Source organism: Paenibacillus sp. W4I10 (assembly GCF_030816325.1).
In the GTDB taxonomy this organism is placed as follows: Bacteria; Bacillota; Bacilli; order Paenibacillales; family Paenibacillaceae; genus Paenibacillus; species Paenibacillus amylolyticus_B.
This window is the reverse complement of the sequence record NZ_JAUSXX010000001.1, coordinates 1967881-1982176: the sequence shown is the minus strand read 5'-3', so window position 1 is coordinate 1982176 and position 14296 is coordinate 1967881. Positions and strand designations below refer to the sequence as shown.

Annotated in this window: 13 protein-coding genes; 10 read left to right on the top strand and 3 right to left on the bottom strand. The window is 44.8% G+C overall.

Going from position 1 to position 14296, the window contains the following annotated elements; genetic code table 11:
• Positions 1 to 66 precede the first annotated feature (66 nt).
• On the top strand, positions 67 to 1209 hold the full coding sequence (locus QF049_RS08800; RefSeq protein WP_307536630.1) for a DUF4309 domain-containing protein: 1143 nt from the start codon (positions 67 to 69) through the stop codon (positions 1207 to 1209).
• A 99-nt stretch (positions 1210 to 1308) separates the two neighbouring features.
• Here QF049_RS08800 and QF049_RS08795 read toward each other — a convergent pair whose 3' ends face one another.
• Positions 1309 to 2277, bottom strand: a complete 969-nt coding sequence (locus QF049_RS08795) for a DMT family transporter (protein WP_307536628.1) — start codon at positions 2275 to 2277, stop codon at positions 1309 to 1311.
• A gap of 274 nt (positions 2278 to 2551) precedes the next feature.
• On the opposite strand from QF049_RS08795, the gene QF049_RS08790 reads away from it, so the two are divergent.
• The 9 genes from QF049_RS08790 to QF049_RS08750 all read left to right on the top strand — a co-directional run bounded on the left by QF049_RS08790 (position 2552) and on the right by QF049_RS08750 (position 11790).
• A complete protein-coding gene (locus QF049_RS08790; RefSeq protein ID WP_307536626.1) occupies positions 2552 to 3541 on the top strand; it encodes a LacI family DNA-binding transcriptional regulator in 990 nt (329 codons plus the stop codon).
• Positions 3534 to 4412: a ribokinase gene (gene rbsK, locus QF049_RS08785; RefSeq protein ID WP_307536624.1), complete on the top strand. Its 879-nt coding sequence runs from the start codon at positions 3534 to 3536 to the stop codon at positions 4410 to 4412. Before QF049_RS08790 ends, rbsK begins: the two co-directional genes overlap by 8 nt.
• The gene (rbsD, locus tag QF049_RS08780; RefSeq protein WP_307536622.1) at positions 4412 to 4813 is read left to right on the top strand and encodes a D-ribose pyranase; all 402 of its coding nucleotides are present in this window, start codon (positions 4412 to 4414) and stop codon (positions 4811 to 4813) included. Before rbsK ends, rbsD begins: the two co-directional genes overlap by 1 nt.
• Before the next feature lie 14 nt (positions 4814 to 4827).
• Positions 4828 to 6309, top strand: coding sequence for a sugar ABC transporter ATP-binding protein (locus QF049_RS08775; RefSeq protein ID WP_307536619.1), 1482 nt, complete (start codon positions 4828 to 4830; stop codon positions 6307 to 6309).
• Between the two features lie 10 nt (positions 6310 to 6319).
• Positions 6320 to 7282, top strand: a complete 963-nt coding sequence (locus QF049_RS08770; RefSeq protein WP_370511443.1) for an ABC transporter permease subunit — start codon at positions 6320 to 6322, stop codon at positions 7280 to 7282.
• A gap of 14 nt (positions 7283 to 7296) precedes the next feature.
• Entirely contained in the window at positions 7297 to 8229 is a 933-nt protein-coding gene (rbsB, locus tag QF049_RS08765) for a ribose ABC transporter substrate-binding protein RbsB (protein ID WP_307536617.1), read from the top strand.
• A gap of 322 nt (positions 8230 to 8551) precedes the next feature.
• Entirely contained in the window at positions 8552 to 9295 is a 744-nt protein-coding gene (locus tag QF049_RS08760) for a YggS family pyridoxal phosphate-dependent enzyme (RefSeq protein WP_307536615.1), read from the top strand.
• A gap of 19 nt (positions 9296 to 9314) precedes the next feature.
• Entirely contained in the window at positions 9315 to 10520 is a 1206-nt protein-coding gene (locus tag QF049_RS08755; RefSeq protein WP_307536612.1) for a benzoate/H(+) symporter BenE family transporter, read from the top strand.
• Between the two features lie 25 nt (positions 10521 to 10545).
• Positions 10546 to 11790, top strand: coding sequence for a serine hydroxymethyltransferase (locus tag QF049_RS08750; RefSeq protein WP_307536609.1), 1245 nt, complete (start codon positions 10546 to 10548; stop codon positions 11788 to 11790).
• 135 nt (positions 11791 to 11925) lie between these two features.
• Here the strand turns inward: QF049_RS08750 and QF049_RS08745 are convergent, their stop codons facing one another.
• Positions 11926 to 12546, bottom strand: a complete 621-nt coding sequence (locus tag QF049_RS08745; RefSeq protein ID WP_307536607.1) for an NAD(P)-dependent oxidoreductase — start codon at positions 12544 to 12546, stop codon at positions 11926 to 11928.
• A gap of 45 nt (positions 12547 to 12591) precedes the next feature.
• Positions 12592 to 14022 (bottom strand): MocR-like pyridoxine biosynthesis transcription factor PdxR, encoded by a 1431-nt coding sequence (pdxR, locus tag QF049_RS08740; RefSeq protein WP_105598700.1) that lies wholly within the window; start codon positions 14020 to 14022, stop codon positions 12592 to 12594.
• Positions 14023 to 14296: the final 274 nt, after the last annotated feature.

Sequence of the window (14296 nt, the reverse complement as noted above, 5' to 3'; positions counted from 1 at the left end):
GTCAAAGATTTAAAATTAGAAAAGAGCTGTTAGATTTTTATTTTTTCACTCAAAGGAGAGTCATCGATGATACACCCTAAACACAACGCAAAATGGGCTTCTCTAGCCTTATTTACCTTAATCGCCTATGTTCTGAGCGCATTGCTTCTGCTTCCACCCAATGCTGCTGCCAAAGGAGAGCAAATCTCCGCCAAACAGCTCGAAAGTATGAGCCGGCTTTCATTTACACTTCGTGATGCCAAACAAACGGCTTACACCGTTTATATTTTCGCTTATGATGAACAAAAGAGAACGCTGACCGAAGAAAATGGTTGGACCAACAATAAAAAAGGCGATAAGAGCTATTCAGGTACGTATCGTGCGGCCTTGCTGAAAAAAGGTGCAGCATACGGAACTGTCCAGGCAGCAAAACTGGATCTGAATACGATTATTTTGCCTCAAACCTGGAACTTCGTTGTGAAGAGCAAAGAGGCTAGTACATCAGACATGCTGATGATCACCGATTGGGGAACTTCTAATTTTAATGAGGTGAAAACGTATATTGTTCGTTCCGGGGAATTGCGCCGTGTAACATATGTCGATAATAAGGGGAAAAAAATCGACGATTCCTACTCTGCAAGCAGAGATGATGGAATCCGTACTCTTTCAGGTGCCCGAGTGCAGTTCAAAAATTACAACAACCTTCAATTTGTCTATGGGGTTGATACGTTTAAGCTGAATGTGAACAAATTGGAATTGCGGTTGGAAGATACGCGTAACCTCCGTTCAGACGCTTGGCCGAACTCGGGTGTTGGCGATCGCGCTTACCTGAAAAGCCTGAAGGAAGCCGCTTTAAAGGGTGTATTGCCAGGTCGGACGGACATCAAGATTGGTATGACGCTTCAAGCAATGCAAAAAAAATTGGGAAAACCCAATTCTCGTTCAAACGGGGAATGGGGAGCGTACTATTATTATTCTAAATTCGGCATCGGGTTTGTTTCATACATGCACGAGCTTAGCAAGAAATCACGTATTGCGGTTATCCAGCTGTACAATGAAAAGCAGTATCTCTCACCATGGAATGTGAAACGTTGGATGGGAAAACCCACCTCGGAATATTATAATGAAGTTGTGGGTGGTTATGAGATGGAATATGAGCTGGGTAAGCACACTATAGTTTTTAATTATTTGGAAGAAGAAGACTTAATTGACTTTACGAATATATATTAAGGTATAACATAGCGAAAACTGAACGTATTCATATACGAACTTACAAAAAAAGCCGCTGATTAGCGGCTTTTTTGTTATCCATGGAAGTGGACGCGTAGTCTATTTTATTGGGGTGTTATTAGAGCTTTGCACAGAACGTACACGATTGACTAAATAAATGCCGACCGACACAAACAGCAATGCGGCCAGATTTTTCAGTTCCAGAATCGTTTCACCTAAGAATAAAGCCGATAACAATGCGCCAAACACAGGGATTAGGAAGTTGTATACAGACACTCTTCCGACCTTGTTATACTTGAGAAGCATATTCCATAGACAAAATGCGACGGAGGACAGCAAAGCCAGGTAGATCAAGTTACTGGTGGATTCCAGGGTGAAATGGGTGACTCGACCGCCGAGTGATAGACCTAACAGCGTAAGCACCAGTCCCCCGACGAATAAGCTGACACCTGTTATGATCAGAACATCGATGGTGGCGGTGAGACGTTTTGCGTAAAGGGCTGTAACGGAAAAAACAAGTGCCGCTATAATAACGAAGCCTTCGCCTGTGAATGAAAAGGAAAAAGCAAGCAGATCCGTATGGAAGTTTACGATAATGACGCCAACGAATCCGAGCAAGCAGCCAACGATTTTATTTCTGCTTAATTTGTCGTTTTTATAGATGAAATGGGCCAGAACAACACTGAAAAAGGTTGTCGTTGCATTCATAATGGAGCCTTTGACACCCGTTGTATTGGCTACGCCGACGTAGAAAAACATATATTGCAAACCGGTTTGCAATATACCTAACATGATGAGGCTTGTCCACTGCGGCCTAGACAATTGGAGCTTCTCTTTTCTAACGATACGAGACAGGAGCAAGAGCAGCAAGCCCGCCAGTGTAAATCGATATCCGGCAAATACATACTTGGAAGCAATGTCTTCCGGTAAAATGTTAAATGCGATATATCCAAGTTTAATGGAAGGGTACGCACTTCCCCATAACAAGCAACACAGGCTTGCCACGAGCATAACAAAAATGGGATCACTAAATTTACTCGGTTTCTCAAGGGTATTTCTCTCTATCACTCTCAATCTTCTCCTCGCATTTCATGCACATATGTATGTACGAATCTACTATCCTCACTGACCATATCACATATCGCTAATATTTGTAATGATAATTAACTCCTTAATATAGCTGAGAAGACTGAATAAGACGGGAAGAAGCCAGGTTACAGATGAATTTCAATGTACTTTCATGTTTACTTGGAGAAATTTCCAGAATAAAAACGCTTGTCAAATCGAAAATAATATGATAATTTAATGTCTGTAACCGGTTACACATAGAGGAGAGCAACTTATGAAAACAATTAAAGACGTAGCTCAATTGGCTGGCGTATCTGTTGCCACCGTATCCAGAGTCATTAATGATAGAGGTTATGTTCATGCCGACACACGCAAGAAAGTGGAAGATGCTGTGAAGGCGCTTAATTTTTCGCCAAATGAAGTGGCCCGCTCATTATATAAGCGCAAGTCCAAACTGATTGGCCTATTGTTGCCGGATATTGCCAACCCTTACTTCCCGCAGTTGGCCCGCGGTGTAGAGGACCGGATGCAAGAGCAGGATTATAGACTGATATTTGGAAATAGTGATGAGGATGAACGGAAGGAGCAGGATTACATCCAGACGTTTATCCAGAACAATGTGGTCGGTGTGATCTCTTCAACGAACTATCCTCATTCTTCAATATATGAAAAGCTGAAGATTCCCGTTGTGTTTCTGGACAGAACATCACTCGATCGTCCATCCGTGTATGCGGACGGCAGGGAAGGTGGAAGACTAGCTGCAAGGGAGATAATCAAACGCGGCAGTCGCCGGATCACAGTTATGCAGGGACCGTCACAGATCAGACCCGCTCAAGATCGCTTTGAAGGAGCGATTGAAATCATCCGTGATGCTGGGTTAGACTACCGGGTGATCCAGACGACCTCATTTTCAATTAACGAGGCAGGTGTATGGGCTGAAGAATTATTCAGAAAGTATGCGGACACAGACGGGGTCATTGCCAGCAATGACATCGCAGCCATGGCAGTACTGCATGAGGCAGCACGAATTGGAAGAAAAGTTCCCGATGATGTACAAGTGATCGGTTTCGATGATATTCCAATGAGCAGCCTGTTGTCGCCGGCGTTGTCGACTATCCATCAGCCAGCATACGAGATGGGAAGAGAAGCGGCGGGATTACTTATCCAGCTTGTGGAACAAGCTGCAGTAGAGAACAAAAACATACAGTTGCCCGTAAGTTTCATCGAACGGGGCACTACGAGAAAGGTGAGATCAGATGGCTAAAATATGTGTAATTGGAAGCAGTTCGATGGATCTGGTTGTTACTTCGTCAAGACGGCCGGGGGCGGGTGAAACCGTTCTTGGCGATAGCTTCAAAACGGTTCCTGGCGGTAAGGGAGCCAATCAGGCTGTTGCTGCTGCACGATTGGGTGCCGAGGTTGCGATGATCGGCAGGGTAGGCGACGATGCTTTTGGCAAAGATATTTTAGAGAACTTTAGCGCAAATGCTGTAAATACGCAAAATGTGAAACCGGTTACACATTTAGAAAGTGGAACGGCTCATATCATTCTGGCAGAAGGTGATAATAGTATCGTAGTGGTTGAAGCGGCAAATCGTGAAGTCACTCCTGCATATGTCGATGAAGCAGCTGAAGTGATCCGCGGTGCAGATATCGTATTAATTCAGCAGGAAATTCCGGAGGAAACGGTTGTGCATGTGAGTGCATTGTGTGCAGAATTCGGCACACCCCTGCTGCTTAATCCCGCTCCGGCGAGAACATTACCGCAACAAGTGATCGACAATGCCGCATATATCACGCCGAACGAGCATGAAGCTGAGATTTTGTTTCAGGGCATGAGTCCGGCACAGGCATTACGTCAGTATCCAAACAAGTTGTTCATCACGGAGGGCAGTAAAGGTGTACGTTACTTTGATGGCACTGAGGAAATTCTAGTCCCAACTTATAAAGTTGAGGCTATCGATACTACTGGGGCAGGGGATACGTTCAACGCCGCGTTTGCAGTTGCTTTGGCTGAAGGAAAAGCGTTGCAAGATAGTATACGCTTCGCCAATCGGGCTGCATCGTTGTCCGTTACCAAGTTCGGAGCGCAGGGCGGCATGCCGACGCGTGATGAAGTAGAGGAGAGTTTGTAATGAAAAGAAATGGCATGTTGAATAGTCACATTTCCAAGATTTTGTCTGATCTGGGCCATACGGACATGATTGCGATTGCGGATGCAGGTCTGCCGGTACCGGATGGGGTGCTCAAAATTGATCTGGCCCTCAAACTGGGAACACCAAGTTTTCGCGAAGTGGTGGAAGCGATCGCAGAAGATATGGTCATTGAGAAAGTCATTGTGGCTGAAGAGATTCTCGAAGGCAATCCGGTAGCCATGCAATTCATCACAGAGAAATTCGGGGTAGAAGCAATCGATGCTTCCGTCAGCCATGAACAATTCAAAGCATTAACTCGGCAGGTGAAAGCGGTTATCCGCACAGGTGAAGCCACACCCTATGCCAATTGCATTTTACAATCGGGAGTCCATTTCGGTTAAAAGGAGGTTGCGTAATGCACATTCAGATGCAAGACATTCATAAAGCGTTTGGAACGAATCAGGTGCTGAGCGGAGTGGATTTTGAACTAAAAGATGGTGAGGTTCATGCCCTGATGGGGGAGAATGGAGCCGGCAAATCCACGCTGATGAACATTCTGATTGGTCTTCATCAGCGTGATCAGGGAACCATTACCATAGACGGAGAAGAAAACTATTTTGCAAGTCCGAAAGAAGCAGAGAAACTGGGTATCACCTTTATCCATCAGGAGCTGAATGTATGGCCTGAAATGACGGTGCTGGATAATCTATTTATTGGTAAGGAACTGACATCATCCATCGGGTTGCTTAATACAAGACAAATGAGAGCGCTTGCAAAAGAACAGTTCGCCAAGCTTTCCGTAGACATACCACTGGAACGTCCTGCGGGAGAGTGCTCTGTCGGGCAGCAACAGATGATCGAGATTGCCAAAGCGCTAATGACAGATGCCAAGGTCATCATAATGGACGAGCCAACAGCAGCACTTACGGAGCGCGAGATCCAGAAGCTGTTTGGTGTAATCAGCTCCCTGAAGAAGGAAGGCGTATCCATCGTGTATATTTCTCACCGAATGGAGGAGATATTCACGATCTGTGACCGGATTACCATCATGCGTGACGGAAGAACGGTAGACACACAGGCTATTCCGCAGACAAGCTTTGATGAAGTGGTTAGGAAAATGGTGGGTCGTGAACTTACCGAGCGTTATCCTGTCCGCAATCCTTCTTATGGTGAAGTTGTCCTCGAAGTAAGGAATGCAAGCAGCAAAGGTCTATTCGAGAATATTAACTTCACCGTGAGAGCGGGGGAAATACTCGGTTTCTCAGGACTCATGGGTTCTGGACGAACAGAGATCATGAGAACCATCTTTGGTTTGGATACGTTGGATAGCGGTGAAATCTTCATCCGCGGCAAAAAAGCGAACATTCGCAAACCGGCAGATGCCGTGAAACATGGAATCGGGTTTATTACAGAAGACCGCAAGGATGAAGGGCTGGTATTAGACTTCTCTATTCGCGAGAATATGGCGTTGCCAAATCTGTTCAGTTTCTCAAGCAAAGGTTTCATCTCAGCTTCGAAAGAACAAGACTTTGTAGATACACTGATCAAACGTCTACAGATCAAAACACAATCCTCCGAGACGGCGGCAAGGAATCTATCGGGGGGTAACCAGCAGAAGGTGGTTATCGCGAAATGGGTTGGGATCGGACCAAGCGTTCTTATCCTAGATGAACCTACCCGCGGAGTGGATGTCGGGGCGAAGCGTGAAATCTATGAATTGATGAATGAACTGACAGACCGCGGCGTTGCAATCATCATGGTATCGTCGGAGCTACCTGAAGTGCTCGGCATGAGCGACCGGATCGCGGTTGTGCATGAGGGACACATCAGTGGCGAGGTTGCAAGGGAAGTAGCAACACAAGAACACATTATGACATTGGCCACAGGGGGACAGTGATATGACAACAATGCAGGAAAACAAAACGGCTAAAAGCGGATTCCGTTTCTCAAACGTGATACAAAAATTGGGACCGCTACTTGGCTTAATCATTCTTATTCTCATCGTATCGGTGTTGAATCCAAGTTTCTTGGAACCGCTTAATATCTTGAATTTATTGCGTCAAGTCTCGATTAATGCGCTGATTGCCTTTGGTATGACATTTGTTATTCTGACGGGTGGAATTGATCTGTCGGTCGGCTCAATTCTGGCTTTATCCAGTGCTTTTGTAGCAAATATGATGTTGTCCGGTCTGGATCCGATCTTGTCCATCATTATCGGTGTAGCACTCGGTGGTGTCATGGGTATGGTGAACGGACTGATGATTACCAAAGGGAAAATGGCTCCGTTTATTGCTACATTGGCAACCATGACGATATTCAGAGGGTTAACGTTGGTGTACACAAATGGTAACCCAATTACAGGCCTCGGGGATAACCTGTTGTTCCAATTGTTCGGGCGCGGTTACCTGCTGGGCATTCCGGTACCTGCAATCACGATGCTGATTACCTTCATGATTCTGTGGATTGTTTTGCATAAAACGGCTTTTGGCCGCAAAACGTACGCCATCGGTGGTAATGAGAAAGCCTCCATTATCTCGGGTATCAAAGTTAATCGCGTGAAAATTATGATCTACTCCCTGACAGGTATGCTCGCTGCTCTGGCAGGTGCAATTCTGACATCGCGTTTAAATTCAGCGCAACCAACGGCAGGTACATCCTACGAGCTGGATGCAATCGCAGCAGTTGTATTGGGTGGTACAAGTCTGGCTGGAGGACGAGGACGCATCGTTGGTACACTGATCGGTGTTCTGATTATCGGCGTGTTGAATAATGGATTGAACTTGCTTGAAGTAAACTCATTTTATCAAATGGTTGTAAAAGGTATCGTCATTGCCATTGCTGTCCTGCTGGACCGCAAGAAAACAGCATAAGGAGAGAAGCGAATATGAAAAAGTGGACTGTAACACTCGTAAGTATGCTGATGATCATCGTTCTGGCCGGGTGCTCTTTGGAGCCACCGGAATGGGCGAAACCTGACCCAAACAAAAGTAACGGACAGAAGAAAATAGGTTTGTCGATATCTACACTAAACAATCCATTCTTTGTATCACTGAAGGACGGGGTAATGGCTGAAGCCAAAAAACAGGGGGTACAGGTCATCGTGGTGGATGCGCAGAACGATTCGGCCAAACAAACCAATGATGTGGATGATCTCATTCAGCAAGGCGTTAGTGCACTTCTGATTAACCCCGCGGACTCTGCAGCGATTTCCACAGCGGTTCAATCCGCTAATAGTGTGGGCATTCCTGTAATCACGCTGGATCGCTCCGCAGATAAAGGCGAAGTGGCGGCACTAGTGGCATCTGATAACGTTAAAGGTGGTCGCATGGCAGCTGAATACTTTGTTGAACAACTGGGTGAGGGAGCAAAAGTCATTGAACTTGAGGGTGTACCTGGCGCTTCCGCAACAAGAGAACGGGGTAAAGGCTTCCATGAAGTGGCTGACAAGCAACTCGATGTGGTTTCCAAACAATCTGCTGATTTCGATCGGTCCAAAGGATTAAATGTCATGGAGAATCTGCTTCAGGGTAATCCTGACGTGCAGGCCGTATTTGCCCATAATGACGAGATGGCACTTGGTGCGATTGAAGCGATTCAAAGCTCGGGTAAAGACATTCCGGTCATCGGATTCGACGGAAATGATGATGCAATCAAATCCATTAAAGATGGAAAATTGACGGCAACAGTCGCTCAGCAGCCTGTACTGATTGGACAACTGGCGCTGCAAGCTGCTTTGGATGTGCTCAGTGGCAAGCAGGTGGAGTCATCGATTCCCGCTGAATTGAAGCTGGTAACCAAGGAAAATGTGAATGAGTAAATCATCATAAAACATGTATCTTCTTGGACATGAACATAGGACTAAACCAAGCCGCTAAATTAGCGGCTTTTCTCATTTCAGAAGAAGCGTGCGGGCATCACATCAATCACATTATTGACTTTTGAAAGCATATTAAAGATGACCCAATTGATTTATGTCCACTTTATCGTTTTGGACTGCTCAAAAAGAGCATTTTTGGACATTTATATCCAATCCATCCGTTGCTATACTAGCATGACGTTCCACACAGTCTTCACAATACATAAGGAGGAGCTAATCTCATTGATTCATTCCTGTTTGGAATAGAAAGAAGGTGGCTGACATGAAACATCTAGTAGAAAAAAATCTTCAAGCTGTAAGACAGCAAATGGCACTGGCCTGCCGAACTTCCGGTCGCAACATAGAGGAAATTCAGTTGCTGCTCGCTACCAAAACGGTACCGCTAGAGAAATTACAAATGGCTATTCAAGCAGGTGAGGTCCTGTTTGGAGAAAACAAAGCTCAAGAACTCCGAGACAAATTCCCACTCATGGAACAAAGCAAGCAGGTGGAATGGCATTTTATCGGACATCTGCAAACAAATAAAGTAAAGGACGTTCTTAAATATGTTACGCTCATCCATTCCGTAGATCGTCTGAAACTGGGTCAAGCGTTACATAACCAGCTTCTCAAAGAGAATAAGACCTTAGACATTCTTGTGCAAATTAATACGTCCTACGAAGAAAGTAAATTTGGTGCCTCTCCAGAAACAGCCGTTGAGCTTGTAGAACAGTTGTCTCAATTCGAGACATTAAACGTGAAAGGTTTAATGACTATTGGAAAACTGAATGCGACGAACGAAGAAACACGGCATTGTTTTCGATTGTTAAACCAGATCCGTACACAGATTAAAGAGAAAAATATTCCACGCGTAGAAATGGATATTTTATCGATGGGTATGTCTGGTGACTTCCAAGTCGCCATTGAAGAAGGAGCTACAATGATCCGGGTAGGGACAAGTGTATTTGGTCAACGCTACTTACCGGACGAGTATTACTGGAATGAAAACACACGCATCGATGATTAAGTGAGAGGTAGTGTTAAATATGAAGACAGCATCCCCTTCGTTACGTGGCCGTGATCTGATATCGCCGGTGATCGCCGCTTTAATATCCGTAATTGTTAATTACGGGGGTACGTTTATTCTTGTTTTTCAAGCAGCAAAAGTGGCTGGTTTAAGCCCGGAAATGACCGCTTCCTGGATTTGGTCCATCTCGATTGGGGTAGGAGTGACAGGAATTTGGCTCAGTTATCGATACAAGGAGCCGATTATTACAGCCTGGTCGACACCGGGTGTGGCGTTTCTCGTTTCAGCATTAGCGGTAACGCCTTATCCAGAAGCTATTGGCGCTTACATGATTTCGGCAGTTGGATTTATTATTTTAGGTTTGTCAGGCATGTTTGAACGTTTCGTTCGACTTATTCCCCCAGGCATCGCTTCCGGATTGTTAGCTGGCATTTTACTACAGTTTGGTATTTCGGCCTTTGGAGGGGCGAAGGTAGATCCTTTGCTTGTAATTGTACTGTTTGCAGGCTATATCGTGCTAAGAAGGTTTACTTCCCGTTACGCCATTGTTGGCATATTGGTAATCGGTTTGATTTATTTGATATGTATGGGGAAAACAGACTTCAGTACGATCCAATTGGCTGTAGCATCGCCTGTATTTGTTGTTCCAGCATTTTCGTTAAATGCTTTACTTGGCGTTGCGTTACCGCTGTTCATTATTACCTTGACGGGGCAGTATATGCCCGGAATGCTTGTTCTGCGTAATGATGGATTCAAGACAAGTGCCAATCCTATTTTAGCTGTAACAGGTTTGGGTTCGCTTCTTGCAGCCCCATTCGGATCACATGCTTTTAATGTGGCAGCTATTACAGCAGCGATTTGTACAGGGAAAGATGCACATGAGGATTCAACGAAGCGGTATATTGCAGGAATTGCTTGTGGTGTTTTTTATATTTTTGTCGGCATTTTTGGCGTAACATTGGCTGCTCTGTTTTTGATTCTTCCTGCTACTTTTATTGCAACATTAGCGGGATTGGCCTTACTTGGAACCATCGGTGGCAGTCTTGCCAATGCATTAACGGACCCTAAGGGACGTGAAACTGCATTGATTACGTTTTTGGCGACAGCAGCGAATGTGACTTTGCTTGGTGTGGGTGGTGCATTTTGGGGACTGTTTGCAGGAATGATGGCACATCTACTGATGAATAGTAAATTTCCCAAAAAACAATTTGGAACGAATAAATAACCGTAATATTGAGAGGAAGATGTTCATGAAACATTTGGAGAAGCAAGACAAAGTATTAGGAATGGCTGTCCAGCAAGAGCTTGGAAGGCAGCAGGACACGATAGAACTGATTGCATCAGAGAATTTTGTAAGTCAAGCTGTGATGGAAGCAACAGGTTCGGTATTGACCAATAAATATGCGGAGGGGTATCCGGGCAGAAGATATTATGGCGGATGTGAGCATGTCGATACAATCGAAGAGATAGCAAATAGCCGCCTTAAAGCACTTTTTGGTGCTGAACATGCGAATGTGCAGCCTCACTCCGGTTCTCAGGCTAACATGGCAGTATATTTTGCCTCGGTTGAGATTGGGGACACAATACTTGGCATGAATCTATCCCAAGGTGGTCATCTAACACACGGAAGTACTGTTAATTTTTCAGGGAGGTTTTACAATTTTGTTCCATATGGTGTCGATGCACAGACGGGCCGCATTGACTTTGACGAAGTACGTAAACTTGCTTATAAGTTTCGTCCACGCATGATCGTTGCAGGTGGAAGTGCATACCCGCGGACCATTGAGTTTGAATTATTTGCCCAGATTGCCGCCGAAGTGGGAGCTCTTTTCTTTGTAGATATGGCGCATATAGCAGGAATTATTGCGGCAGGTTTGCATCCTAACCCGGTACCGCATGCCCATTTTGTTTCAACTACCACACACAAGACCTTACGAGGACCACGAGGGGGAGCCATTTTGTGCCGGGAGTCGTGGGCAAAGACGATTGACAAAGCTGTATTCCCGGGGACTCAGGGCGGGCCATTCATGCACGTTATCGCGGGGAAAGCGGTGGCATTAGGTGAGGCATTGCAATCCGATTTCACAACATATATTGAAGGTGTTTTGAATAACGCCAACGTATTGGCAGAAACTTTGATGTATGAAGGGCTCACCCTTGTATCGGGAGGAACAGATAATCATATCGTGTTGGTTGACTTACGAACTATGGGCCTTACAGGCAAAGAAGCCGAAGCTTTACTGGATGAAGTAGGGATTACGGCGAATAAAAATGCAATCCCTCACGATACGGCAAGTCCTTTGGTTACAAGCGGTATTCGTTTTGGAACTCCGGCTGTGACTTCAAGAGGGCTTGGAGCCAGGGAAATGAAAGAAATTGCTCAGCTGATAGGGCTTGCTTTCAAAAATCCAAAGAACTCGGATGTAAAAAATCAAATATTAGGTAATGTCCGTGAAATCACTTCGCAATTTCCTCTATATGAAGGACTTAAATAGCTCAACAGCAGACACAAATAGAGCCTGCAATTGTTCCTAATGGATAACAGTGGCAGGCTCGTAAATTGCTTGTTTATATTGAAACTTACTTTTTTGAACGAAGAGATATACCTTAATTGAGATTTAGGAGACACCCTAGTAGGCTATGCCTACACGTGACTGTACATACTCATCAGACATTAATTGTTGATAAGCAAACTCTGCCGTATCGATTACAGATATTGAAGTTCCACCGTCAGGCAAGTAGTCGCGCTCAACCCGGTACTTACCAAGAGATTTTCCATCAAATAAGTAGGTAGGACACACGATGGTCCATTCTAAATTTGAAGCTTTGAGAATGTTGTACATCTCCAGATGCTCCTCAGCTGCTCGAGTGGACTTACGTTTGGATTCGGAGGATTGAAAACGAAGCAAGCCAGGATCAGTTCGACTTTCCAATATTCCTGCTGTACCAATGGTAATGATTCTTTTGATACGCTCCTGAGCCATAGCCTCAATAATATGTCCCATGGATTGCGATAATGTAGTCGTTCCATCGGTACTTAAGGAACTAACAACGAGATCCACACCCTGTATGGCTTGATGAATATCCTCTTTGACTAACGCGTTTCCTTGATGCAGAACGAAATTGTCATCGCTGATTTGTAGCTTTTCCGGGCTTCTAACCAGTGCAGTTACATGATGCTTGGAACGTAGGGCATTAGTGACGAAATGACTTCCAACCCGTCCGGTGGCTCCTAACACTAAAATTTTCATTACAAAAAACATCCTTTCGAATCCGATTGGAGAGCATGTTCTCCATCATAATACAATCTTTGCAAGCCGGCGTATGCCGTCCTCAATCTGCTCCTCATCCACTTTCGCAAAACCTAATATCCATCCTTTTCGATGACTCTCCAAGCAATACCTACTAAGTGGATACACGCGTACACCTTGATCAAGGGCGGCATTCGTCAGCGCTTCTTCGTCAAATGACGTTTCAGATTCTAGAAGCATATGTAATCCCGTCTCCACACCACTTAATGTAAATCGTGAGCCCAGCCCTGAAGCAACAATGGCTTTGGTCATGACTTCGTGTCTGCGTCGATATATGTTCCGAACTCTTCTCATATGGCGCATAAAATGACCACGCTCAATAAAATGAGTTAGCGTTAATTGTTCCATAATCGGCAGATGACGATAGGTTAATTCATGAACTTGGGTAAGGCGATTGATGGCTATTTTGGGACCGATGATAGCGGATAGTCGAATGCCTGGTGCAACCATTTTGGAAAAACTCATCATATAAAGCGTATTCTGAGGTTGTTGACTAAATATAGTTGGAAGTGGATCTCCACGGTACCTAAATTCGCTATCGTAGTCATCCTCAACAATCCAATATCGATGATGAGCTGCCAAGTGCATCAATTGTTGCCTGCGTGGCTCCGACATAATAACACCAACGGCGCATTGATGAGAAGGTGTGACAAATACAAGTTTCGTCTGTGGGTGAATATGATCTACACTTAATCCATACTCATCGACTGGAATCGGATCCACTTGCATCCGGCGGTATTTCATCGCCATCCAAGCGGCAGGGAAGCCGGGATCTTCTACGGAAACTCTGTCTCCCTCACTTAAGAGTGCCTGGGCAATTAAATCAATGCTATGTTGTGCACCTGAGGTTAACAAGATTTGATCAACATCGATATGAATGCCTCGTTCAAGTGACAAATAACGCTGAATCTGTTCTCTTAACGCCAGTAACCCTCTGGCATCGCCATAAGCCCATATATCCAGATTAGGTTCAGTGGAAGCTTGTAAAAAGGATTGCCTCCAGGCTTTTGTGAAACTTTCATCCAGATAAGGCTCGTGGGGATTAAAATCAATTTCTATTTTGCGATTGTCTCTATTTCCGAACCAACTATGCAGATGACCAATCGATTCGTTTAGTGTAGGCAGTTCGGGCGGAATAGGCCCTTGCATCGTGACGTCTTCTGATGAACGAGGTGCATAAGTCCAATCACTAACCCTTGTCCCGGCTCGTCGGGAGGTTACCGTATACCCTCGGCTGAATAATTCCTCGTACACAATCTGTATGGTTGAGCGTGAAACACCAATTAATTGAGCAAGTTCGCGTGAGGGGAGCAGCAATTCGCCTGGTTGCCATTTCCCGGTTGTGATATTATGAATCGCTTGATCCAAAAGTTGCTGCCAGATCGGGCGTTGGTCATTCCGATTAACTTTTAGCATTGCTTCAACTCCAGTGCTCATACTGACATTATGGATTGCAGTTACTTATGTAGTTATGGATGTTATTGGCAGTCCATTGATTGATAACCATTATAGCAAAAGTTTAATTTGCAAACAAAACAAAGCTGGACTAAAGCGATTTTCACCGTGTGTCCTACCTATTTGGGTTGATCCTGCTTGGTTCATACTCGATTCATATTCAAGCCACAGACAGTTCATCTTCTTCGGTTACACTGCTGGAGTACTAACACAGAGATTCCTAATCCATAGACTA